The sequence below is a fragment of the Candidatus Brocadiia bacterium genome, from assembly GCA_041658285.1.
GTDB lineage: Bacteria > Planctomycetota > MHYJ01 > JACQXL01 > JACQXL01 > JBBAAP01.
On the sequence record JBBAAP010000001.1, the window covers coordinates 405469 to 428844 of the forward strand.

The window sequence follows — 23376 nt, forward strand, 5'->3', positions numbered from 1 at the left end:
AGTTCACAAAAAGCACAAAGGAAATATGGTATTTTCTTTCTTCGTGACCTTTGTGTCCTTTGTGGTTAAAGCGCTACTTCTTCTCCTCTTTCTTAGGCGGATTATTGATGCGCTCAATAGCCCAGGCTATCTTTCCTTTAACAAAAGGATGAGTCTCAGTTTCTTTCATTTTATACAATCTACTTAATAAGCCGCTTTGAATAGATTTCATTCCGCCATTGCGCATAGTATCAATCCTGGCATACATAAGTTCCCCCGCCGCTTCTACAGCAAACCCTCTCATTGCCCAATCTTTATTAGAAAGTTGATTAGTAAGTTCTTCATTAATAGCTACAATATCATTGATTCTCCCCAGCGCCTCTATGGCGTGGGCCGAGGCCGGGAATTTATTCTGCTTAACTACTTCCAGAAGCGGTTTGACCGACGGCTCGCCTATCTGTATCAGGGATAGCTCGGCCGGGTAACGCACCCAAAAATACGGGTCGTCCAGCAGTTTAACCAGTTCCGTCACGGCCCGGGCATCGCCGATTCTGCCCAGCGCCACAGCAAAGTTCTTCCGCATCCACTCGTTCTCGGAGAAATCCTTGAGCTTGACCACCTCTAACATAGCCGGCACGGCCTTGGGGTCTTTCAATGTTCCCAGCACCCGGCAGACGTTGTTGACGATATCCTTGTTCTGGAGCAACGGAATAATCGCCTCGGTGGCCCGCTGGTCGCCTATCTGCCCCAGTAATGCCATGGCCGTATTGCGCAATGGTTCGTTGGCCGACTTCAGGCAGTTCATCAGAACCGGTACGGCCGCCTTGCCCTGTCCGGTGATAAAATCAGACGCCCACTGGTATGCGTAACTATCGCTGGTTATCAGCTTAGGAATGGCGTAATAGAGTCCGGGCCGGCCCAGTTTCCGGAACCTGTCCCGCGCCACGCTGGATTTGTCCCAGTGCGCGCCCTGCTCCTTGACACATTCCTGCCAAAGCTTGTCCATCTCTTCAGGCGTCAGGGTATTAACCTTGACCTGCTCCTCCACGGCCTTGTAGCCGGGCAGTGATTTAATGTTGCTCAGCCGGTTATCATCCCGAAGCATAGCCGCATTGGCATATCCATTTTGGGCGGCCTGGCTCAGGCAACCCAAAGCCTTGGCCGGATCCATCGGAGCCCAGAATGTGGCTTGTTCATAAATAATTTCCGGCTCAGCCGGGTCTGTAGCGGACAAAACATCAAGTTGCTTTATAACCTCCTGATCACCGTCACCGTATTCGGCGCTCCGGGCCCGGATGGCTGTCAACTCTGCCGTATGTATGTTTGGTAAAACAGGCGGCACCTCTTCAGTGGCTGCTTTTTTATCTTCGGCTGGCTTGATAACCGGCGGAAACTCGCGCCTGGGCCAGTTGGCCAGCAGCGATTCCGGCATCTTTTCCCGCTCCTTCTCAAACACCGGACCGTCTATGCCGGCGCACCAGGAGGTGGCATTGTCAAAGCTCCGGCCGCTGTACCAGGCGCCCGGCGTCATTTGCTTAGGCATAACCGTATCGTATTCGCCCTTGCCCAGATTAAGCAGTATACCAATGCCGCCGCAGTCGCGGTCCGCATAGGAACTGGGTACGCTGTAGCCCTCGAACCGAGCTGAACCGGATTTCTTGAGCAGAAATCCGCAGCCGTTCTGGTTACCGGCCGCCAGGCGGTTCCAGTCCCGACTTGTGTTGAATAAATCCGTGCCGCCGCCGTCTATCAGCCAGGCCGGCGAAAAGTCCCAGCCCACAGCCGGACCTATCTTGTGTCCGTAATACTTGTCATCACCAGTGCGGTCTATCATGCAGGCCGCGGCCAGGTGTATGGCCGCGCCCATGGTGTAGCCGTCGTAGTCGCCGCCCAGGTATTCCTTCTTTTCGGCCGCCTTCTTGGCTTGTTCCTCAGTCAGCTTAGGCGGATTAACACCGGTCTTGTAGGTATCGTTGCCGGCGTCATCCACCAGAATCCCTAATCCGAACCAGTAACTGCCGCCCAGCCCGAACTGATTATCCAAAAAGTATGAATCGTCCCCGGCGTTATCCAGCAGGATCCCGATGCCGCCGGAACAGCCCGGTCTGATGCCGTATCCGAATCCCTGAGACATGGCGATGAACGAACCGCGCGGACGCTGGGGATAGTCCTCGTATCTGCCGCCGGCGTAATAGTTATCATTGCCGGAACGGTCCAGAACCAGCCCGATGCCGGCCGGGCCGCCGAATCCCTGGGCGCCGAAGGTGGCCGAGTATTTATCGTCGCCGGAGTCGTCTATCAGCGCGCCGATGCCGAACGACGCCGCGCCCTGGCAGGTATCCAAGCCTTTATATGTGTCATTGCCTTTGCCGGTCCTGAGCAGAACACCCACGCCTAAGTGGGCCGCGCCCTGGGACCAATCACCTGCTGTAAAAGTATTATTACCATCGCCATCAACCACCAGAATGCCTATGCCGGCCAGAGCGCTGCCCTGGCAGAAGGCAATCCGGTCATTACCCGGTTCCAATTTATCTGATTCATCCTTGGGTTGATTTTCCTTTCCGCCAGAGGCGGATCCGCCTTCGGCGGACATCCGGGCTATGAACCGGTTATTGCCGCCCAGATCTATGCAGACAGCAACGGGCGGTTGGGTCCGTCCGTCCGTGCCTCCAGCCCGACAGGTGTAAAGGTCGTCCCCGCCTAGGTCTATGATAAGCGAGAAATCCGCGTGGTATTCATTCGGGCCTGAACCACCCACAATCACCTCTCCTACTTCAGTATTGGCATAGAATAAGATATTGCCCTTGACCTTAGAGTCATCCAGACTAAACTCTTGGGGCGAAACACCCACTACGGGCTTAATAGATTTAAATTTAGGTATGGTAACATCAACTGCTCCGGCCATAAAAATAGATGCTCCCATAAGATATGTTTGGGAAATAGATTCGTATTCCTGATAGACATCAAAACTATCACCGTGTTCTTGCAAATTCTTCTTACCCTCATCTGACAAATTGGCAAATATCCTCTTAAACTCATCAGAAGTTTTAGACATATAACCTAATAAAGCTGATACCGGAGCTTTGATATCCGCAGGAAGATTCTTAACTTGTTCATATTTATTAGTACCCTTCATCACCATCAAAGAATATGCCTGCTCATCAGTAAGTCGTTGCGCAAATACAGGCACATCAAAATCCATATCAATCTCCTTGACCATACTCGTTACAAAAGTTTCTAACCGCTGATTTGGGCTTGATAACTTCCGTGCCAAATCATCGGTATAGAACGGAACGTCAAGCGGGTTAGCCATCAGGCGGTCTATGGCCTTGAGCCTGTAAGGCATTCCGGGGTCGGTATTCTTTTTATAGAGCAGGTCCTGAGGCGTCATCTTGATGCATCTCAGGGCGTCCCTGAGATACGTCAGCTCCACCGGCCCGAGTATCGGCTCAACCGGCGCTGATTGTTGAATCACTTCCTGCTTAACAGGTTCCCTGGCCTGTTTTTCCTTATCGCAACTGACAAGCATTCCTGCCGCTGTTATCAAACAGCCCGCCCATATAACCAACCTGTATTTCTTCATAAAATCCTCCTATATATAAAAAACACCCGATTCGCGATGCGCGTATCCCCTATCTCGTATCGCTTAGCCGGTAATACTATCATCACCGAACACCAAGTCAAGAGTAATGCATCAATCCATTCACTTTTCTTGATTCCTGAATAATTCAGTGTATAAGAACCTTATATGCCGTATCCGCATGTATTCATCAAACTGACCGACCCGGAGCGAAAAAGGATAAAAGAAGAATTACACCGCCTGGCCATAGCCAGCAAGTTAAGGGAACGACGACGGCTCCAGGTCATATACTTCTCCGACCAGAGCAATACGTATCAGGAAATCCAGGAATTGTTGAAAAAGGTCTCTTACCGTAGTATCAAAAACTGGGTTTCCATATATCGTAAGTCAGGCATAGATGGGTTAATCAAAGGTGCAAAATAGCCGCCGTATATGCCCATTTTACACCTCAGTCATACCCTATTTTGCCCCCTTCAGATGATGTCTTCCGCACAAAACTGCCCAGAACTAGGGTGGTACCCTACCCCTACACCCTCATTAACTGCGGAAGGGGGGAGTAGGTTCCGACCGACGGGGGGATGATGTCCGACACTCCACACCCAAGTTACCGACACTCTACACCCCAATTACCGACAATCTACACCCTGATTACCGACACTTTACCCCCCTGTTGCTAACAATCCACCCCCTAATTACCTACACTCTACCCCCTTGGTTCCAACCGTCTACCCCCTACTTGCCGACACTCTACCCTCTACCGACCAACAGTCCACCCCCTTGTTTCTGACAGTCCACCCCCTGATGTCAAAGACTCTACCCCCGGCAGAATAGGGAAAATGCGATTCGGCCTCTAAAAACCATAAATTTTATTCCCCAGGCGTGCCTTTTTATATCCCCATCTGAACGGACGGGCAGTAAACGGTAGGTTTTCCTCAGAAATGCCCCAAATAAAAAGGGGCGCTCCGGAAAGGGCGCCCCTTAATCAGTTCCTATGCGTTGTGTTTTACTTCTTGGCCATAGCCGGTGCCGGAGCTGGTGCCTGTGGCAGGCTTGGAATTATCCCGTCTATAGTGGTCAGGAGTTCCTTCAACTCGGCTACCGTGGTCTCGCCCATATGTGCGATGCGGAATGACCTATCCTTCAGTTTACCGTAGCCGGCCGATATCATAAAGCCCTTCTTGCCCAGCTCTTCGTTGAGTTTGGCAATATCCACGTTCTTGGTATTCTCGGCCGTGGTCATTGTCACGGATTCGTAACCGGGCTCGGTGAAGAGCTTGAACCCGCTCTTGATGACCCAGGCGCGGCAGGTATCAGCCAGCTGTTTGGTCCGGTCAAAATGGTTGTCCAGCCCTTCCTTGAGAATCTTATCCAGCTGGGCGTTCAACGCGAACATATGCGAGACGGACGGTGTGGTCGGGGTCTGGTTCTTGGAATCGAACTGATCAAATACCAGGAAGTCAAAGTAGTAACCGCGGTTCTTGACCTGCTTGGTGCGTTCCAGCGCCTTTTTGCTTATGGCGCAGACGGCGAATCCCGGCGGCAGGGCGAAACCCTTCTGGGTGCTGGCCAGGCAAACGTCGATACCGCAGGCATCGACCTCTATCTTGGCGCCGGCCATGGAGCTGACCGCATCGACGCAGAAAACCACTTCGGGATACTTCTTGACCACTGCGGCGATTTCCTTTAACGGGTTCATCACGCCGACCGAGGTCTCGTTGTGGGTAATAAATACAGTGTCATACTTGCCGGTGGCCAGTGCTTTATCCACCATATCAGGCTTGATAGCTTTGCCCAGGTCTACCGAGAACTTGTCGGCTTCTTTGCCGTTGGCCACGGAAATTTCAAACCAGCGCTCGCCGAACTCGCCGCAGACGAAATGAGCGGCCCGCTTGTTGACCAGATTCCGGGAGCAAGCTTCCATTATGCCGGTGCCGGACGAGGTCACCAGGTATATCGTGTTCTTGGTATAGAGCAGCTGCTGGAGCTTGCTCTTGATTTCCCCGTGCATGGTCGTGTATTCCTTGGTCCGATGCCCTATCATCGGCGTGCCCATGGCCTTGAGAATGTCCGGATAAACCTCTACCGGTCCGGGTATGAACAGTTTCTTGTGCATATGCACCTCCTATTTTAGTAAGCTGATTGAGCAGATAAAGCTGAGAATCAAATCAGCTTTCAGCTAGAGGCTGACCCGCCCAAGGCGGGAATCCGTTTAATCCACTTACTGCTATTTCGAGTAATTAATCTTACTTATCACTATCCCACTCATCAGCTTGGGATAGAAGTCTGTCGATTTCTGGGGCATCCGTTCGTTCTTGACCGAGACGTTTTCCAGCTCTGATATCTTGGTCGGGTTCAGGATAAAAGCCATCTGGAACTTTCCTTTGTTGGCCAGTTCCACGGCTTCATCGGCAGAGCGGACGTAGTTGACGAATTCGCCTTCGGCTACCCGTTCCTTAGTGATGCCCAGCATCTTCCAGAGCACCAACTGGTGCAGGACATTAACGTCCAGGTGCTTCAGAGCCGGCGAGGATTTCTCCTTAATCATCCGGTCCATAATCTTTTCGTCCTTAAGGGTAAGCATATAATGCTTCTTGACACCCTTGATGGCCAGGCCAAGCGCGTGGGCCGAGAACCCGGTGATGCGCAGGTCTTCCAGAAGCTCCTGTCGGGCGGGCTTCTCATCTTTACCGGACTTAAATGGGTACTCGTTAATCCAGAAGTATTTATCCAACTTCTTGATAAAACCGGCCGGTGAGAAGTTCTTCAGCCCGAATATCATCCGGTGCGTGGGCAGGATGAGCAAGCCTTCGTCCTTCATATTGACGAAGGTCATCATCCGGTTGTCGTAGGACTCGTTACCCCACATAAGTGCGGGACTGCCTGCGGGCTTGCCCGTGCATCTCAGGCCTTTGGCCTTCATCTCGGTACGGTAGTTGAGCGCAGTTTCATAGCGGTGATGGCCATCCGCGATAAAAATATCCTTGGCGGCCATGGCTTTGACTATCTGGTTGACCAGTTTCGGGTCGGTGATTTTCCAAATCTTATGATAGACGCCGTATTCGTCTTTGGCTACCACATCGGCCGCGCGCTTTAAGGCAACCTTGTCCATAACCTTGTTGATGGTCAGAGCCGGGTCGGAATAAAGCATGAATATCTGCCCGGTCGAGCCGTGTACCTGGCGCATGGTGTTCAAACGGTCCATCTTGGGCTTGAGAAGCGTTCTCTCGTGGGCATGCACGCCCTTGCCGAACTCAACCAGTTTGCCCAGTGCGATAAATCCCTTGCGAACTTTGGCCGAAGTGTTGGGCTGACCGTAAGGGATGAATTCCTGGTAATAGGCGTAAATAGCCGGTTTCTTGTCCTGAACCAGCACGCCCTTGCCCAACCAATCCCTGAAGAACTGACCGGCCCGGGTGTACTTATTATTGGCATCATTATCGCCGGCCATATCCTTACCCTTGGTTATCCTGATAAGATTGAACGGATTCTTTTTGTAATAACCGGCCTGCATCTTATCGTCAATCTTATCATAAGGCTGAGTCAGGACGTTGCCGTAATCCTTGACCTTGGCCTTATTGTAAATCACGCCCCGGAACGGAAAAACCTTTGCCATAGTTAACGCCTTTCTATTTACACAGCGCCTTTAGTTCCTTAACAGCCGTTTCTTTATCCTTGGCAATGCTGTAGAACGCCGAAAGTTTGAACATCTTAAAGGTCGCCTTGACATTGGGCTTGGGATAGATAAACACTATCGTCCCCTTGTTTGACTGAAGAATATCAATCACGCTGATAAAAACGCCGATGCCCGGACTGCCGATATAGCTGACGCCGGACAAATCAATTACGAACCTGTAAACATTATCCTTGATTAACTTATTCAGCGCTTCTGATAATTTATCATCCGTAGTGCTGTCCAGGGAACCGCGTAATGTCATCAGGGCGATGTCTTTGTCTACCTTTTCAATATCTATTTCAATATCAAACATACTATTTTTTAGCGTAGGCGATGAGCTTATCAGCCACGGCGTCGCCGACCCGGGCCTGGCCTTCTGATGACGAAGCGCCCAGGTGCGGGGTCAGAACTACCTTATCGCCCAGTCCGCGCAGCGGATTATCCGGAGCCGCCGGTTCTTTTTCGTACACGTCAATGGCCGCGCCGCCGACCTTACCGGACTTGATGGCTTCGGCCAGGTCATTTTCATTAATGATGCCACCCCGGGCGCAGTTAACGATGCGCACACCCTGTTTCATTTTGGCGAATGCGCCGGCGTTGAGCATGTTCTTGCTTTCCGGAGTCATTGGCAGATGCAGCGAAATATAATCGGAATTTTTAAGCACCTCGTCCAGAGATAACATCTTAACGCCCAGTTTAGTGATATAATCCGGCACTGGCTTGAGGTACGGATCGTAAGCAACAATATCCATTCCGAATGCAACCGCCCGCTTGGCCACTTCGTAGCCAATCCGGCCGATACCGATTAATCCAAGAGTCTTCTTGTAGAGCTCGACGCCTTCGAGCGTTTTCTTCTCCCACTTACCCTGCTTCATGGTGCTGTCGGCAATAGCGATCTTGCGAATCAACGATAACATCATGCCGATAGCCAGTTCGGCCACCGAGACTGAGCTTGCCTCGGGCGTATTTTCCACCTTGATGTTGGCTGCCTTGGCCGCTGCGGCATCGATGTTGTCCATCCCCACGCCACCCCGAACCACCAGCTTCAGGTTCTTGCCGCTGTCAATCACGTCCTTGGTCACTTTGGTGGCCGAGCGAACAACTAAAACGTTATAATTGCCGATAATCTTTACCAGTTCCTCCGGCGCAATACCGAACTTGGCATCAACGCTCAGACCGGCGCTCTTCATCTTATCGATTGCCGCCATGTCAATCTTGTCGGTTACTAATACGTTCATATTTTTTTCCTCCTCTTAGATTCCTGTTAGTGGCGCTACAAGCGACACGTTACAGAATCTTAGATCCTACACTTATTTTATTGGTGCGATAAATCGCACTGCTACTTACATAAAATAAGTGCAGGATTATTTTACTTCCTCTATCAATTCATTAATCGGCCGGCGGTTGACCACGTTGGGCGTTTTGGCCGGATAGCCCACCGGGACCATAACCACAGGCCGGAGTGTTTCAGGCAGTTTCAATACTTTGGACGCTTCGGCTTCATCAAAGGCTCCGACCCAAACCGTTCCTAACCCCTCCTCAGTAGCAACAAGCATCAGGTTCTGGACGCTGGCCGCCACATCCTGAGGCGCATAGAGCGTCATACCTCGCTGTTCATAACGCGAGCTGGCTCGGGTCAGGTCGGCGCAACCAACCACGACCAACGGGGCCTGGCCAAGAAACTTCTGGTCATAAGCCGCCCTGACCAGTTCAGCCTTGACCTTGTCATCATACACGAAGAAAAACTTGCGGCTCTGGAGATTACCGGCGCTGGGCGCCCAGATAATCGCCTCAACCAGCTTGTCAATAACTGCTTGCGGAATGGTTGTGTCTTTGAATGACCTGATGCTTCGGCGCTTCTTAATTATTTCCAACACCTTGCTCATAACTCATTTATAAACCGGCGTCCCCTGGCTGTGCGTCATCTTCTGGTAAGCCGTCATTAGTTTCAGGAAATGCTTGCCCGGCTTGCCGTCGCCCACCGAACGTTCATCTATTTCTATAACCGGGATCAGTTCTGCTCCGGTACCGGTCAGGAAACATTCGTCTGACGTATAAATATCATGCACCGTAAACGGGGTCTCAATGGTTTCATAACCCATCTTGGCGGCGATTTCCATAACCGTGGCACGGGTAATGCCTTCAAGTATGCCTAAGTAGGCCGGCGGCGTATAGAGCTTGCCGTTCTTGAGGATAAAGATGTTGTCAGCCGTCGCCTCGGAAACATAGCCTTCATCATTAAGCATGATGGCCTCGTCCGCGCCGTATTTAAAGGTCTCTATCTTGGCCATGATATTATTGAGGTAGTTAAGCGATTTAACCTGTGAATTGACCGTGTCCGGCCGGTTGCGCCGGATAGACGAGGTCATCACTTTCAGGCCTTGCTTGTATTTCTCCGGCGGGTAAAGCGCTATCTTGTCGGCCATAATCAAAATGGTCGGAACCGGGCATTTCCTCGGGTCCAGCCCGAAATCACCCTTACCACGGCTGACCACCAGCCGGATATAGATATCCTTCAACCCGGAACGGTGGCAGGTTTCCACCACCAACTGGCGCATCTTTTCCTGAGGTATGGGTATCTTCAGCAATATTGATCTAGCTGAGAGGTATAACCTTTTGATGTGCTCTTCCAGCTTGAACACCCGCCCGTTATAAACCCTGATGCCTTCAAATATGCCGTCGCCGTAAAGGAACCCGTGATCGTAGACAGAAACAGTCGCCTGGTCACGGTCCGTATAAAATTTCCCGTTAAGATATATGCTGACTCCGGCCATAACTACCCCTCCGTATCTAATTACTTCACTAAATTGCTGGATATCACCAGACGCTGGATTTCAGAAGTGCCTTCGTATATCTCGGTTATCCGCGCATCGCGGTAGAACCGCTCCATCGGGTAATCCTTGGTGTATCCGTAACCGCCGTGTATCTGGATGCCTTTATGGGTAACCATGGTGGCGGTTTCCGAGGCAAACAACTTGGCCATGGCGGCTTCGTTGGAATATCTTTGCTTGGCGTCCTTGAGCGTTGCGGCCCGGTGAGTCAGCAATCGGGCGGCGTCCAGGTTCGTGGCCATATCGGCCAGCATCCACTGGATGGCCTGGAATCCGGCCAGCGGCTGGTTAAACTGCTTGCGTTCTTTGGCGTATTTGATTGATGCCTCCAACGCGGCCCGGGCGATGCCCAGCGCCTGCGAGGCTATTCCGATGCGTCCGCCGTCCAGGGTCTGCAGCGCAATCCTGAACCCCTGCCCCAGCTGGCCCAGCAGGTTGGCTTCGGGTATCCGGCAGTCCTCAAAAACCAACTCGGTGGTGGATGAGGCGTTGATGCCCAGTTTTTCCTCCTGTTTGCCCACCTTGAATCCGGGCGTGCCTTTCTCGACTACGAACGCGCTGATGCCTTTGTGCCCCTGCGACCTATCGGTCATGGCGGTGATTACGGCTATATCAGCCTGGCCGCCGTTGGTGATGAAGTTCTTGGTACCGTTGATAACCCAGTTCTGGCCGTCCTTGACGGCATTGGTCTTGATGTTGGCCGCATCCGAACCGGCTGACGGCTCGGTCATGCCCAGGCATCCGATTTTCTGCCCGCTGGCCAGCGGTTTCAGGAAACGCATCTTCTGGTCTTCGGTGCCGTTATTGTATATCGGATCGCAGCAAAGAGATGTATGGGCCGAAACTATGACCGCCGTCGAGGCGCAGGCCACGGCCAGCTCTTCAATCACCAATGAATATGTAAGGTAATCCATCCCGGCGCCGCCGTATTGTTCCGGGAAAGGAATGCCCATAAAACCCAGTTCGGCAAGTCGCTTGATAAGTTCGGCGGGAAAACGATGCGTCCGGTCAAGTTCTGCGGCAATCGGCTTGACCTCATTTTCGGCAAATTCACGAGCAACCTTTTGTACCATCAGCTGCTCTTCTTTTAACCGCAAGTCCATGATAGAAGCCTCGTATTCGGTCTCTGTGTGCTAAACCACGATTCCGAGTCGGAACCGGAACAGCATTCATACCAAGACGTGATAAGGCTGTCAAGAAAATGAGATTATGAACGACTATTTATTATCCGGCTGTTTAGGCGCGGGATTTTGGGGCTGTTCGGGCGGCGCGCCGGCTACGGACCTAATTCGGTCCATCACCGCGGCGTTGAGGTAGAATATCACCGGCTCATTATCGAGCATGCTATAGTAGTTGCCGTTGTCGGCCTTTTTGCCTATCTTGAGCACGCTCTGGGCCGCTGATTTGTCGTCCTTTTCATATTCCATCGTTATAACCGCGCTGGGTTTATCCAACCCGAACGGTGATAAAGAATCCGAGTGGTCAGCCGCGAAGTCAGCCGCGGCTAAATAACAAATCTCGTTCCTCAGACCGTTGATAGCCTCGGGGTTTCCCACCTTGCCCACGCCCGACGCCGTCATCACCGACCATTCCTGGAGCTTTTCCTGGACGTAAACCAGCTTGGCCTTGCCGGATTCCTCTATGACCAGGTTTTTGACCCTGTCCGGCTGGATATTTATCAGGTTCCGCTTGCGCAGGTTGATAGACCCTCTCTTTAGATATTCATATATGGCCTTGTCCGCCCCGGCTATCCTGGATTCGCCGTCATGTTTCAGGTAAACGTATTTCGGGCTGGAGCCCAATCCCAACCGCACCGTCGACTCGCCTAAATCGTCTTTATAAGTCAATACCAGCCCGCGGAACTGTTCAGCCTGGGCAAATAACAACGCCGGCTCGGTTCCGGGCTGGTCGATAAACGTTTCAATATTGACTTCGTTGAGCTTCTCCACGAAATCCTTGACTGCGTCCGGATTGAACTCGGCCTTGGGCTGGATGAACTTCCATTGATCCTTGTCCTTTTCGGCGTCGAAGATGACATTAGCGCCTTGCTTCAGTACGAACTTGGATACCTTCTCGTTGTTCATCTCAAAGACCTTGTGGTTGCGCAGTTCGGTGGAATTAGCCATCAGCCGGTTGCCCAGGGTCGTTTCGATGGTAAACACCGTCGGCACGCTCTGGCGCATGCCGTAGAACTTAGTCGTATCGGTGGTATGCTTCTTGCCGATGAGCAGGACCTCGGAGTTTGCCGGCAACTTGTCGCTTTTGGAATTGGGGCTGGAAACCGTCATCATCAACTCCGGCGGCATCAGGCCGTACCTGGGAAAATCAGTAACGTTGTCTTCCTCGAACGAGGATATCCTGATGTCATTAATAGCATTAATGATGTCCTGAACCTTGGTCTTGTCGCAACGGTCCGCCACCGGCTTGACCAGATTCCAGCTGTCGCCTGACTTGGCTATTTCTATCTCGCCTCCGTCTGCGTACTTAAACTGAATCCTGTCAATCTGATAAGCGTCGGCGTCGAATATCTTCTTATAACGGAAATCGAATAATGACTTATTGAGCTTTTCGTAGAAGGACTTGGCTATCAGCATAATATCGCTCTGTTTTTTTCCGGAGGGCTCATCCAATAATACCAATTGTATGTAAGTCCCCAGGTCCATTGGCGCTTCTTTGCCAATGTTAAACTGGCAGCGTTTGTCCTTGATGGTGAATGTGGCCATCATCCGCGGCTTGTCCAGCCCGTATTCGGCGTAATTGGTCGAAGTGATGACCGCCTTCTTCTCCAACTCGGGAATATCCTTGGTAATGTCATCAATGATAGTATGGTCGGCCCGGGTGCTGACCGGCTGGCTCATCTGCCAGTAATCGACCTCTTTCTTGATGCAGATAATCGGTTCCTTGGAGCCGTCTTTGTTTATCTCTATCTTGGAAACATCCTTGGGATTGATGGTCAGAATCTTCTTTTCCATCCGGGTAAACTCGTCCGTGGTCGGCAGTTTCCGTTCAAAGAAGTAAAGATAAGCCCCCAGAATTACGGCCAGGATAAGCATTATGACGGTAGTCTTTTTGTTCATATTTTATTCTCCGATATCTTTATCTTGATGTTCTTCAGCTCCGCCTCATTACCCACATAAATATGCCCAGGGCGGCGCCGAGCAGGGGCAGTATCACCACGCTGAACCAGAACAGGAAACTAGCCCGTCCTGAGGTCATTTCTATCTTGGTGCTTTCTGCCTTTTTGGGCTCGATGGAAATCATCACTTCGTTGCCCAGCATCCAGCGGAGCGAATTCATGAAGATGTCTATCTTGCCCATATAAAGCGGGCTGTCGCCCGAGATGAACTTATTCTTAAGGTGATCCGAATCGCCAATGACCACCAGCCGGGTTTCCTTCTTGGCCGACTGTTCCACCGCCGCCTGGCCGGCCACTTCTCTGGTGATGGCCACGGCCACGCTGACCGGGCCTTTACGATCGATATCCTTGTCGAACTTGGGCGCTTTGCGCTTGGACAGGCCTTCCAAATCCATCTCTACCCAGGAGTTCGGTCCTGTCTTGACCAGTTCTATTCCGCCGGCCGCGCCGGATTCCAACTCCACCGGACGTGTCATGATAAATACGCCGGCATCCTGGTCACCCATCCGACTGGTGACCGTATGGTTTCCAAAGGTGTTGGCTATGATACAGGACGGTTCCTTCATTCCGCCGAACAATAGCACGCATTGATCGGTGTCGAATATTACGCCATCCCCCAACTTAACGCCCCATTCCTTGAGCACTCCATCAAGCCCGCTGTCCATCACCGGGTCGAGCAGGACAATAGCCCGGCCGCCCTTTTGAAGATAGCTGTTAAACATCTGCTGCTCGGCCGCCGTGAACCGTTCCTGCGGCGAAGCGATTACCAGCAAGTCGCAATCAGCCGGCACCTCGGTTTTATCCAGCAGTTTTAACGCCTTGGTATCTATATTTTCCCTCTTGATATGGGCGTTAATGGTTGCGAAGTTCTCCGGATAAGGGTTGTCGATGTCCGGTTCCTTGTGGCCGGTAGTGAAATAAACCGTCGGCCGGCGAGATTGGGTCACGCTCAATATCGCCGCGGTGATTGACTCTTCGCCCTTAAAGGTCTTTATCCGCCCAGGTTCGCCGTAAGGACTGGACTGTTCCCGCTCGTAGGTCTCTGTCACGTTTATGTTCTTCTGCCGGTCGCCGCACCGGAATATCATATCGTTAGGCGTCAGGGTCTCCATCTTGAGCTTCTGCTTCATTATCTCGACCATCTCAGGACTCTGGGCCGGCTTTAGCTCCTCGAGTATGAAGTTCTTGCCGCCGTAAATCTTGTATTCCTCGAAAAGGTCGGCTATCTTGGCCTGAATCTCGCCGGTGTCCCGGTCCGATACGAAGAAGAATGTATACAGCGTCACCGGCTCCTTGAGGTTCCGGAGAATGTTCTTGGTCTTGTCCGAAAGCGAATAATTCTGCTTGAAGGTCAAATCAAACCGGACATAATGGCGCGATGACCACCAGTTAACCCCAAATAATATCGCCGTGGCGATGATAACCATCACCACCACATTCAACGCCGTCCAGACCCGCTGTTTCCTGCCCCAGCCCTGGTCGCTACCGGACGTCGGTGTCATTCCTGTTGTTGTCGCTTGTTTCTCTTCCATTTTATTTACTTCCGTTTATCTCCACCGCCGCGCTTCCAGCATACGCACGGTCAGGAACATAAAAAATACTATCGAACTCAGGCAATAAACCAGGTCGCGACTGTCTATCAGCCCCTTCCTGAACGATTCATAATGGTCAAAAAACCCGATATACTGGAAAATCTCCTTCCAAGGAGATGAAACCGAACTACCTAGCCAACCGAAAACCCAGACCACCAGCAGTATCACGAAAGTTATCACCGCCGCGATAATCTGGTTGGAGGTGAACGACGACACGAACAACCCGATGGCCAGGAATATCCCGGTCAGGCAGAATAGCCCGGCGTAACCGGCAATCAGCGCTCCACCGTCCGGGTTACCCCATTTGTACAGCAGAACCACGTAGCCCATCGTAGGCAGGTTCAGAAATATGAAAAATAGCAGCGCCGACAGGTATTTGGAAACCACCACCTGGGTCTCGGTCACCGGCACGGTCATCAACATCTCCAGCGTACCCGAACGCTTTTCTTCGGCCAGCAAGCGCATGGTTATCATCGGCGAGAAAAACAGCGATATGAACCCAACCGTCTCCAGCACATAGCGCAGCGAATTGGCGTCGCTGATGTCGCGGGTTATCAGCCAGAAGAAATAACCCGAAAAGAACAGGAACGCGCAGATGACCACGTAGGCCAGCGGCGAGTAAAAATACAGGGCCAGTTCTTTCTTTACCAACGTTAGGATGTTGCGCATATCAATTCTGCTCCCGTGCCGTTATTCGAACAAACAGCTCTTCCAGTGTTTCCTGTTTCCGGCCCAGCTCGCGTATCACCCACTTATGCTCGGCCGCAGTTTTGTAAACCAGTTCCCGGATGTCCTGCCCGCCGGCGCTGATGGCCACCAGGTTCCAGCCGTCCACCTCGTTGGCCTCGACCGCGGTCACGCCCGGAATCTGCCTGAGCGCGCTTTCAACATCAAGCTTCGGCCCTTTTATCTCGGCCAACACCTTACCCCGGCCGGCCGCATCGCGCACCAGGTTGCTTAATGTATCCGAAGCCGCTATCTTGCCCTTATTTATTATTACCACCCGGTTGCATATCATCTCCACCTCGGGCAGTATGTGCGTTGAAATGATGATTGTCCGTTCCTGTCCCAGCTCCTTTATCAGGTCACGCACCTGGCGTATCTGGTTCGGGTCCAGCCCGATAGTCGGCTCGTCCAGAATTAATATCGGCGGATTGTGTATAATCGCGTCGGCCATGCCCACCCGCTGGCGGTAGCCCTTGGACAGGTGACCGATAATTTTTGTCTCCACGTCCTTTATCCGGCATTTATCCATAACCTGCTCAAGACGTTGGGTCCGCTCCCTGGCCGGCACGCCCTTTAGCCTGGCCCGGAACTCCAGATATTCGCCCACCCGCAGTTCCGGATAGAACGGCACGCTTTCTGGCAGGTAACCAATACAGGCACGGCTCTTGAGTGAATCACGCACCACATCGTGCCCGAAAATGGTCACCCGGCCCGATGTCGGCGGAATGAATGAAGTGATTACCCGCATGGTCGTGGTCTTGCCCGCGCCGTTCGGTCCCAGAAAACCCAGGATGTCGCCCTTCTCCACCGCTAACGAAATCCCGTCCACCGCGGCGAATCCGGCAAAATGCTTACTCAGGTTTTCTATTGATATCATACTTGCTTATTCGACTCCGAAACTAAAATATCAAGCCGGTTTTATAACAAATTTGACAACCCTGTCAAGTATTTGAACATTTTCACTCACATCGTTTATATCCAACGCGTGATTTTGTTCGGTTTTTTATTGACAGCCCTGCTCTTTCGGTTATGATGCAGGAATAAATCATCTAGGAGGTATTTATGGCCTTGACCGGACTGGATATCTACAAACTTCTGCCCCGGACCAATTGCAAAGAATGCGGCGTACCCACCTGCCTGGCATTTGCCATGGCGCTGGCCGGCAAGAAAACATCGCTGGACAAATGCCCGCACGTCTCGGAACAGGCCAAGGCCGCCCTGGACAGCGCCGCGGCTCCGCCTATCCAGCTGGTCACCATCGGCGCCGGCGACCGCAAGCTGGAAATAGGCAACGAAACCGTCCTCTTCCGGCACGAACAGACATTTTATCATCCGACCGGTATCGCCGTGGAAATCGCCGATAACCAGCCGGCCGCCGAAATAGCCAATCAGGCCAAACATATCCAGTCCATGGAGTTTGACCGGGTCGGTAAAAAAGTCCGCATCGACCTGATTGCCCTGCGCGATAAATCCAATAATCCCGACACCTTCGCCCAGGCCGCCAAAGCCGCTTCCGGAGCCTCAACCCTTCCCCTGGTCCTTATCAGCACTAATCCCCAGGTTATGGAAGCCGCCGCCAAGATTACCGCTTCAGGACGACCCCTGCTTTACGGCGCCAACTCCCAAAACTGGCAGGCCATGGCCGACCTCGCCAAGAAATATAATTGCCCGCTCGGGCTCAGCGCCAACGGGCTGGACGAACTGGCCGACCTGACCGCCAAAATCTCCGCCGCCGGAATCAAAGAGCTGGTCATCAATCCCGGCTCAACCGATATCAAACGCCTCCTCAGCGACCTGACCCAGATACGCCGGCTGGCCATCAAGAAAAGCCTGCGCGCGCTGGGCTACCCGGTCATCGTCGCCGCGCCCGACAACTCCGGCGCCCACGAGGAATCGCTCTTCGCCGCCACCTTCATCGCCAAATATGCCGGCATCGTCATCCTTAAAAACCAAAACCTCTGGCAGATGCTCCCGCTCGTCACCATCCGCCAGAATCTTTACACCGACCCGCAGAAGCCCATCCAGATAGAATCCAAGATTTATACCGTCGGGGCCGTCACCGACGCCTCGCCGATCATAGTCACCACCAATTTCTCCCTTACATATTATACCGTCGAGCCCGAAATCGAGGCCAGCAAAGTGCCCACTTACATATTAGTCGTCAATACCGAAGGTATGTCGGTGCTGACCGCCTATTCGGCCGATAAATTCAACGAGAAAATTATCGCCAAAGCCGTCAATGACAGCCAGGTGGCCCAAAGAGTCAAACACAAGAAACTCATCATCCCCGGCTACGTGTCGGTGCTCAGCGGTAAGCTCGAAGCCGAATCCGGATGGCAGGTCATGGTCGGCCCGCGCGAGGCGTCCGAAATACCGTCGTACCTCAAGAACGTTTGGAAATAAATTACGGCATAAGCCGGTTTATAAATATATGCTCCAGGTAATTATTTCTGACATCCATTCCAACGCCGAGGCCTTCGCCGCCGTGCTCAACCACATCAAAACCACTCACGGCAACCAGATCAACCAAATCGTCTCGCTAGGCGATATGGTCGGCTACGGACCCAACCCGGTCGAATGCATCATCATGGCCATGGACAATAAAATCGTCAACCTCTACGGCAACCACGAACTAGCCCTCTTCAAGGATAAACTCAACTTCAACCCCGTAGCCGCCCGGGCCATCACCTGGACCAGGGAAACCGTCAACCGGGCCGCCGACCACCCCAAGGTCAAGCGCTTCTTCGAAACACTCCAATACGAATACCGCTTCACCCTGCCCAACAGCGATTTTAATATCATCTGCGCCCACGGCTCGCCCCGCGGCGTGGTCGACGAATACGTCATCAAAAAAGACGACCTCTTCGGACTAACCGACAGCGCCAAGCAGGCCCTCCGCGAAAACTTCGAGACCGTCGACGACATCGGATTCCTCGGGCATACGCATATACCCTATGTCTGCACCAACGATTTCTACCTGATACATCCCGAATGGCAGCAATACGAAGCCTATCCGCTCCTGGCCGGCACCAAGACCATCGTCAACGCCGGCTCGGTCGGCCAGCCGCGCGACCACGACCCGCGCGCCTGCTACGTCACCTTCGACGGACAGAACGTCACCCATTACCGGGTCGATTATCCCATTGACCAGACCGTCATCAAAATCAAGGCCATCCCGGAGCTGGACAAAGCCCTGTGGATGCGCCTGCTCAAGGGCACCTAAAAATCAACAGCCCTGCAATAAACAGGCTGCCGGAAACGTTATATATAATACAAGGAGAAACAACCTATGAAACGATATTTTTACGTCATCATCGCTTTGTTTACGATTTCATTACTGACCCTGGCCGCGGCCAGGCAGAAAACGCCGGCCAAACAGCCGGCTCCGGCTAAACAACCAGCCGCTCCGGCACAACAGGCCCCGGCCAAGCAAGCCGCCCCGGCTAAGCAGGCCGCTCCGACTAAAACGCCGCCCAAAACTACCACTATCGACCCGCTCCTGACCAATAAAAAACTCCAGGACACACCATCCGAGGAGGTCGAACTCAACTGGCAGGCCACCGCACTGCCCACAGCACTCTACGCCGCCCGAACCCAGAAAAAAGCCATTTACGTATATTTCTACTTCGACAACAAAGAAGACTTCCCCACCAACTACGACGAAACCCTCAAGACCTATTCCGAAGACCGGGCCGTCTTCGCCAAGGTCTTCGTCAAGACCGACAGCAAAGGAAAAATCCTCGACCCCGACCTGGCTGACTTCTTCGCCAAGAACAAGCTGGCCAATGACACCACCCAGGCCATCATCGACTGCTACGGCAACTACCTGGCGCCAGTCCAATCGGTAGCCGCCAATAAAGTCACCGCCGCCATCGATTCCGGCGACAAGAAAATCGCCGACATCGAAAGCGACCTGGACAGCCGCTATGGAAAGGCCCAAAAACTGGAATCAACCAAAGACAAAAAACTAACCGACATCATCAAGGCCTACCAGCAAATAGCCACGGACAAATACCAGGGCTACCCGGCCGTAGAAAATGCCCAGAATAAAATCAAGGAAATAAACAAATCAGGGCTGGAAGAGCATAACCGGCTGGTCAAGGAATACCTCGGCCTGGCTGAAGACGACCGCGACGCCAAAGAACTCACCGCCAAGCTCGAAGAACTCCAGAAAACCTACAAAGGCCTGGCCTGCGAAACAATCATCAAAGAGAACCTGTCCACACTAAAGAAAGGCGGCTTACCGGTCCTGCCCAAAGAGCCCGAACCCGAACCGACCAAGGCCGCGGAGCAACCCGCCAAAGACGCTACCGAAAGCGGTACCGTCGGCCCGGACAAACCGGCTGAACCGGCCAAGCCCTCCGAACCCGAAAGCGGAACTAAATAAGAACCCTTTTCTTTGTACCTTAGTGCTTTCGTAGTTTCTTATCTCTGCGACTAAATAAATTGACATTATTCCAAATCAAGCTTTATTAGAGCCACTAGGAGCATAGCAACGTATTAGAGCCAGTAGGAGTATACGACGTACTGGGTCTTATCCCGACTACTCCGTCGGGGTTGGGTCTTATCCCCGAACAAAGCGAATGGGGTTATCTTCGAGTTCAGTAGTGTTTTCGTATTAAATATATGATGAGCAATATGTTCCCCAAAGAATTAAAGTGGGTGCTTTTGGGCTTAAGCATATTCATACTGGCCGTCATCCTGGCCAATTATTACTTTATCAACTCGTCTGAACAGCTCACTGGCAACCCTCCTTCACAACCACCCCTCGAAGATATCAAGGCTTATAAGGCATATTTTGATAGCGGATTAGAAAAATTAAAAAATGACAAGTTTACCAGCGCTATAACTGATTTTGATAAGGCAATAGAGCTAAATCCAAACTTTGCCGAGGCCTATTACAATCGTGCTAATGCCCATATTGGTAAAAAAGATACTGTTCAGGCTATGGCCGATTACAACAAGGCAATAGAAATGAACCCAAAGTACGCTGAGGCTTACTACAAACGCGGACTTGTTTACTATTATAGAAAAGAATTTTACCAAGCTATAGCTGATTTTACCAAGGCGACAGAATTAAACCCAAAAGATACCACCGCATACAGAGCCCGGGGCATGGCCAAAGAAACGCTGGGCGATTATCGGGGCGCTATAGAAGATTACACTGATGCAATAGAAATAGACCCAAAACATATCAATGCTTACTACTATCGAGGGGTTGCCTATTCAGATAAAAAATACTACGACCTGGCTATTGCTGATTTCACCAAGTTAATTGAACTGGACCCAAAAGACGCCAAGGCCTACTTCAACCGCGGCTTTACATACAGCCGTAAAGGAAACCTTGACCGAGCTATGGCCGATTACAACAAGGCAATAGAGCTGAATCCAAAAGATCCCGGGGCTTATAGTAACCGAGGCTTGCTATATAAAAAGAAAGGCGAGATTTTTCTGGCTATCGCTGATTGGACTAAAGCAATAGAAATAGATTCCAAATATATCAAAGCCTATTACGGCCGTGGAATTATATATAAAGATAAAGGTGACTTTGACCTGGCTATCGTTGATTTCACCAAGGCAATAGAACTGGATCAAAATGATGCGGATACGTATCATCTCCGCGGCAATGCTTATTCGGAAAAAAAATATTACGACCTGGCTATAGCTGATTACACCAAGGCAATAGAACTTGATCCCAGTAATTCCAGCGCTTACTACAACCGTGGCTTTGCATACGATAAGAAAGGTATCTTTGACTCAGCCATCACCGATTACACGAAGGTCATTGAACTAAAACCAAATTCTACCGAAGCTTACTACTCTCGTGGTAATACCTACGTCAATAAAAATAACCTTGACCGAGCTATTTCTGATTGGGCTAAGGCGATAGAACTTGACCCGAAGCATGCTCCTACTTGGTATAACAGAGCCTGTGCTTATGCCCGAATAGAGAAAAATAAAACAGAATCGCTAAAAAACCTGTCTGAAGCGATAAGATTGAATAACAAATATAAAGGAATTGCAAAAAAGGATAACGACTTCAAAGATCTTTGGGAAGACGAAGACTTCAAGAAGCTGGTTGAATAATTCCCGGGCGCCAGACGTAGCCCAACGCCCCCCCCACCTTTAGTACTACCTACTATATACTAGAGCGAAGCCTCCCGTAGCGCCAGCGTAGAGACATACTCAATATACCCTTAATCTAGCTATTAGTGGTGATTAATAAGCCAAAACCAACTGGTTTCGAGTCGAGACCAGCTGGTTTCAGGTCGCCACCAACTGGTTTCAAGTCGAAATCAACTGATATCAAGTCGAAATCAACTGAATTCGAGCCGAAATCAACTGAATTCAAGCCGAAATCAACTGAATTCAAGTCGAAATCAACTGAATTCGAGCCGGAATCAACTGATATCAGGTCGAAATCAACTGAATTCGAGCCGAAATCAACTGAATTCAAGCCGAAATCAACTGATATCAGGTCGAAAGCAACTGCTATCAAGCCGATAGCAACAGCTATCAAGCTGAAAGCAACTGCTATCAAGCCAAAAGCAACAGCTATCAAGACCGAATACCCTTGTATCCAAACTGAATACCACGGTATTCAAGACGAATACTACGGTATCCAAGCCGAATACCACAGTATTCAGGGCGAATAGCCTCTTAAAGCCAGTTAAACAAACCGGTATGTAGTGACGGTATGGTGTTACAAACCCTACTACTCAGCCATCCGGGAAACCCAATATTCCAAAAGTATTTTTATGTCGCCGGCGCAACAAATGCCCTTGGGGTTGGTGGTCTTGCATTTATTGCCGGCATTAGCGCCAGTGGCTTTCTTGATATCTTCCAGGGTTCTTGAACCTTTCCTTATGGCGTCGATGATTTCACCTTTGGTTACTTTATTGCACCAACATATTATTGTTTTATCCGGGGCTTTAATCGGGTCTTGCCTGCTTTTAGGGCCGGCCTTACTGCAACACCTCATTTTTTATTCTTTTCCTCCACGGCGCGCCGTCGGCAATCAACAATAACCTCTTTGGACACCAGCCGGAAGGCCAGCCAGACCAACAACGGCACGATAATCAGGTCGTCCAGATAGCCGAGCACCGGAATAAAATCAGGAATCAGATCAATCGGGCTGAGGGCATATCCCAGCGCCAATCCCAACAGCCATTTCGCCGCGCGGGGGGTTCGCTTGTCCTGCCAGACTAACCGGCAGACCTTGAGTTCCTGCCGTAATTTTCCCAGGATTTTCTTCACCGAGACTCCTTTATAAGACCAAAGCGTTTATTCTGCGCGGTCATTTTAATGAAGTTCAGCAAGCTCCGCCGAAACGCCTCTCGGCCCTGTCGCCGGCGGCTTTCTATGTAAGCGATGCGGATACGCCGGTATCCGGCCGGAAGCCCCCGGAAATTTCTCCAGGCCTGTTTATTCTTCCTGAGCGGCTTAAGAATATCTTCGGGAATAGTGAACCGTCTCGGTTTATCCTTAGCCGGGTCAAAGACATGAGCCAGCGCATCCAGCCCGGCCCGGGTCATCTTGTGCCGTGCAATCAGATGGCGCACCCGCTCCTTATTGGCTTGCGAAAGCCCGCTGGTCTTGCGCCTTGGAGAAAATCTCTGAACGAACCGTTCGCAGTCCAGGTGTTTGATGATGCTGTCAATCCAGCCGTAACAAAGCGCTTCCTCAACTGCGTCATTATACGGAATACGGGGCTTGCCGGTTTCCTTGCGGTAATAAACCAACCAAATATCTTTCTTGGTCCAATGGTTCTTGACCAGCCAGGCGCGCCAGGATTTACGGTCCTTGACATAAAGGGTTTGGCCTAATTCCATAAGATGATTTCCACATCCACGGCCCTC

At 51.5% G+C, this 23376-nt stretch carries 21 protein-coding genes; 5 read left to right on the forward strand and 16 right to left on the reverse strand.

The annotated features are described in order from the left end of the window. Positions 1-73: 73 nt before the first annotated feature. Positions 74-3562 (reverse strand): HEAT repeat domain-containing protein, encoded by a 3489-nt coding sequence (locus tag WC980_01730; GenBank protein MFA5793780.1) that lies wholly within the window; start codon positions 3560-3562, stop codon positions 74-76. A 165-nt stretch (positions 3563-3727) separates the two neighbouring features. Between WC980_01730 and WC980_01735 the strand changes: the two genes are divergently transcribed. Beyond that, a complete protein-coding gene (locus WC980_01735; protein ID MFA5793781.1) occupies positions 3728-3982 on the forward strand; it encodes a helix-turn-helix domain-containing protein in 255 nt (84 codons plus the stop codon). A gap of 580 nt (positions 3983-4562) precedes the next feature. Here WC980_01735 and WC980_01740 read toward each other — a convergent pair. The 11 genes from WC980_01740 to WC980_01790 all read right to left on the reverse strand — a co-directional run bounded on the left by WC980_01740 (position 4563) and on the right by WC980_01790 (position 16394). After that, positions 4563-5672 (reverse strand): alanine--glyoxylate aminotransferase family protein, encoded by a 1110-nt coding sequence (locus WC980_01740; GenBank protein ID MFA5793782.1) that lies wholly within the window; start codon positions 5670-5672, stop codon positions 4563-4565. Between the two features lie 111 nt (positions 5673-5783). Next, positions 5784-7172 carry a DUF1015 domain-containing protein gene (locus tag WC980_01745; protein MFA5793783.1) on the reverse strand — a complete coding sequence of 463 codons (1389 nt, stop codon included), beginning with the start codon at positions 7170-7172 and terminating at the stop codon, positions 5784-5786. Positions 7173-7185: 13 nt separating this feature from the next. Continuing rightward, positions 7186-7545: an STAS domain-containing protein gene (locus tag WC980_01750; GenBank protein ID MFA5793784.1), complete on the reverse strand. Its 360-nt coding sequence runs from the start codon at positions 7543-7545 to the stop codon at positions 7186-7188. A 1-nt stretch (position 7546) separates the two neighbouring features. Beyond that, entirely contained in the window at positions 7547-8470 is a 924-nt protein-coding gene (locus WC980_01755; protein ID MFA5793785.1) for a hydroxyacid dehydrogenase, read from the reverse strand. A gap of 126 nt (positions 8471-8596) precedes the next feature. Then, on the reverse strand, positions 8597-9118 hold the full coding sequence (locus WC980_01760; GenBank protein ID MFA5793786.1) for a nitroreductase family protein: 522 nt from the start codon (positions 9116-9118) through the stop codon (positions 8597-8599). Between the two features lie 3 nt (positions 9119-9121). Further along, a complete protein-coding gene (gene ilvE / locus WC980_01765; protein MFA5793787.1) occupies positions 9122-10006 on the reverse strand; it encodes a branched-chain-amino-acid transaminase in 885 nt (294 codons plus the stop codon). A gap of 20 nt (positions 10007-10026) precedes the next feature. Then, complete coding sequence (locus WC980_01770; protein MFA5793788.1) at positions 10027-11166, reverse strand: acyl-CoA dehydrogenase; 1140 nt, start codon at positions 11164-11166, stop codon at positions 10027-10029. 114 nt (positions 11167-11280) lie between these two features. Next, positions 11281-13140 (reverse strand): DUF4340 domain-containing protein, encoded by a 1860-nt coding sequence (locus WC980_01775; protein ID MFA5793789.1) that lies wholly within the window; start codon positions 13138-13140, stop codon positions 11281-11283. Positions 13141-13174: 34 nt separating this feature from the next. Next, positions 13175-14731, reverse strand: a complete 1557-nt coding sequence (locus tag WC980_01780) for a GldG family protein (protein MFA5793790.1) — start codon at positions 14729-14731, stop codon at positions 13175-13177. 15 nt (positions 14732-14746) lie between these two features. Next, positions 14747-15460, reverse strand: a complete 714-nt coding sequence (locus WC980_01785; GenBank protein ID MFA5793791.1) for an ABC transporter permease — start codon at positions 15458-15460, stop codon at positions 14747-14749. 1 nt (position 15461) lies between these two features. Further along, positions 15462-16394, reverse strand: a complete 933-nt coding sequence (locus WC980_01790; protein MFA5793792.1) for an ATP-binding cassette domain-containing protein — start codon at positions 16392-16394, stop codon at positions 15462-15464. Between the two features lie 185 nt (positions 16395-16579). Here WC980_01790 and acsC point away from each other — a divergent pair, with 185 nt between their 5' ends. From acsC to WC980_01810, 4 genes are all read left to right on the forward strand, one after another. Next, the gene (gene acsC / locus WC980_01795; GenBank protein ID MFA5793793.1) at positions 16580-17920 is read left to right on the forward strand and encodes an acetyl-CoA decarbonylase/synthase complex subunit gamma; all 1341 of its coding nucleotides are present in this window, start codon (positions 16580-16582) and stop codon (positions 17918-17920) included. 28 nt (positions 17921-17948) lie between these two features. After that, positions 17949-18740, forward strand: coding sequence for a metallophosphoesterase family protein (locus WC980_01800; GenBank protein ID MFA5793794.1), 792 nt, complete (start codon positions 17949-17951; stop codon positions 18738-18740). Positions 18741-18806: 66 nt separating this feature from the next. Continuing rightward, positions 18807-19904 (forward strand): hypothetical protein, encoded by a 1098-nt coding sequence (locus WC980_01805; GenBank protein ID MFA5793795.1) that lies wholly within the window; start codon positions 18807-18809, stop codon positions 19902-19904. A 239-nt stretch (positions 19905-20143) separates the two neighbouring features. Beyond that, positions 20144-21604 carry a tetratricopeptide repeat protein gene (locus tag WC980_01810; GenBank protein ID MFA5793796.1) on the forward strand — a complete coding sequence of 487 codons (1461 nt, stop codon included), beginning with the start codon at positions 20144-20146 and terminating at the stop codon, positions 21602-21604. 115 nt (positions 21605-21719) lie between these two features. Here the strand turns inward: WC980_01810 and WC980_01815 are convergent, their stop codons facing one another. The 4 genes from WC980_01815 to WC980_01830 all read right to left on the reverse strand — a co-directional run bounded on the left by WC980_01815 (position 21720) and on the right by WC980_01830 (position 23349). After that, positions 21720-22079 (reverse strand): hypothetical protein, encoded by a 360-nt coding sequence (locus WC980_01815; protein ID MFA5793797.1) that lies wholly within the window; start codon positions 22077-22079, stop codon positions 21720-21722. Positions 22080-22232: 153 nt separating this feature from the next. Then, entirely contained in the window at positions 22233-22499 is a 267-nt protein-coding gene (locus WC980_01820) for a (2Fe-2S)-binding protein (GenBank protein ID MFA5793798.1), read from the reverse strand. Then, a complete protein-coding gene (locus tag WC980_01825) occupies positions 22496-22774 on the reverse strand; it encodes a YkvA family protein (GenBank protein MFA5793799.1) in 279 nt (92 codons plus the stop codon). Before WC980_01825 ends, WC980_01820 begins: the two co-directional genes overlap by 4 nt. Further along, positions 22771-23349, reverse strand: coding sequence for a YdeI/OmpD-associated family protein (locus WC980_01830; protein ID MFA5793800.1), 579 nt, complete (start codon positions 23347-23349; stop codon positions 22771-22773). Before WC980_01830 ends, WC980_01825 begins: the two co-directional genes overlap by 4 nt. Positions 23350-23376 lie beyond the last annotated feature (27 nt).